Below are 1,063 nucleotides of genomic sequence, written 5' to 3' on the forward strand. Positions count from 1 at the left end.
CCCACATGGTCGCAGCCAGGGCTGCCGCCAGCGCAGCGGCCAGCAGCACCTGGCGCGGCGTCACCGAGTTAGCGCTCATGGCTTGCTCCCGTCCACACCGTGATGCCGCGCATGCAGCGACCAGACCAGCTCGGCATCGATCTGCGCGGCGGCCGGGCTGGCGCGGCGCAGCTTCAGGCTGTCCAGGCTCAGCGCCGGGTCTTGGCGCAGCGCCGCTTCGATAAAGCCGCGCAGCTGGGCATAGCCGCCCTGCACCGGCATGCTGACGCGCAGCCGCTCCAGGCCGGCCGTCGCATCGATGCTCAGGCGATGTTCGGTGCGGCTGCTGAGCAGGCCGGCGCGCAGGCCCTGCTCCAGCAGATCGGCCAGACGCTGCTGGCGCTGGTCGGCATCAGGCAGGGCCAGCTGCCAGGTCTGCAGCGTGGCTTCGGGGCCGGCGCCGCTGGCGCGCTGCAGGCGAAGCTGGCGCTGCAGGCGCTCGGCCGTGGCCTGCAGCTCGTCGCTCTGGACCTGCCAGCGCTGGGTCAGACCCAGCTCCAGCAGCGCCGCCAGCGCCAGCGCGGCCAGCCCCAGCAGGCCGGGCCAGCGCAGCGCGCGCAGCGATTGCTGCATCGAGGCGATGCTCATCATCTTCATGGCTGGGTCACCGGTTTGGAGCGCGAGACGCGCGGCAGATCCTCGCGCAGCAACTCGGGCCGCAGCTTGGCGCCCAGATCGAAGCGCTGGCCCACCAGACCCTCGCCGGCGGTCTGGAAGCGGCTCAGCACCACATCGGTCCAGCCCGGCGCGGCGCTTAGGCGCTCGACCAGCTGCAAGGCCAGGGCCTGATCGCCGGCCAGCCCGTCCAGGCGCAGCTCGCGGCGCAGCGCCGTGTAGTCCAGGCCCAGCCAGCTGATGCCCTGCTCCGGCGGCTCACCCATGCCGGCCTGCTCCACATGGCTCAGCAGCGGCCCCCAGGGCGTTTGCAGCAGCGACTGCACCTCGGTGGCGGCGCGCAGCCGCTCCTGGTCCAGCACGGCCTGGGCGCGCGCGGCACCGCGCTGTGCGGCCGGGTCGAGTCGCG

General features: G+C 73.4%; 2 protein-coding genes. Both read right to left on the bottom strand.

Translation table 11 applies throughout. The annotated features are described in order from the left end of the window. Positions 1-75: 75 nt before the first annotated feature. Positions 76-636 (bottom strand): GspMb/PilO family protein, encoded by a 561-nt coding sequence (locus PO768_RS28930; protein WP_272648810.1) that lies wholly within the window; start codon positions 634-636, stop codon positions 76-78. Further along, positions 633-1,063, bottom strand: a 431-nt coding sequence (locus tag PO768_RS28935) for a hypothetical protein (RefSeq protein WP_272648811.1), incomplete at its 5' end; no start/stop codon positions are given. The genes PO768_RS28930 and PO768_RS28935, both read right to left, overlap by 4 nt.

The sequence above is a fragment of the Paucibacter sp. XJ19-41 genome, assembly GCF_028462495.1.
GTDB lineage: Bacteria > Pseudomonadota > Gammaproteobacteria > Burkholderiales > Burkholderiaceae_C > Roseateles_E.

Coding starts and splice junctions, on each gene's coding strand:
- PO768_RS28930 (WP_272648810.1), bottom strand. CDS start 636: ATGAAGATGATGAGCATCGCCTCGATGCAGCAATCGCTGCGCGCGCTG.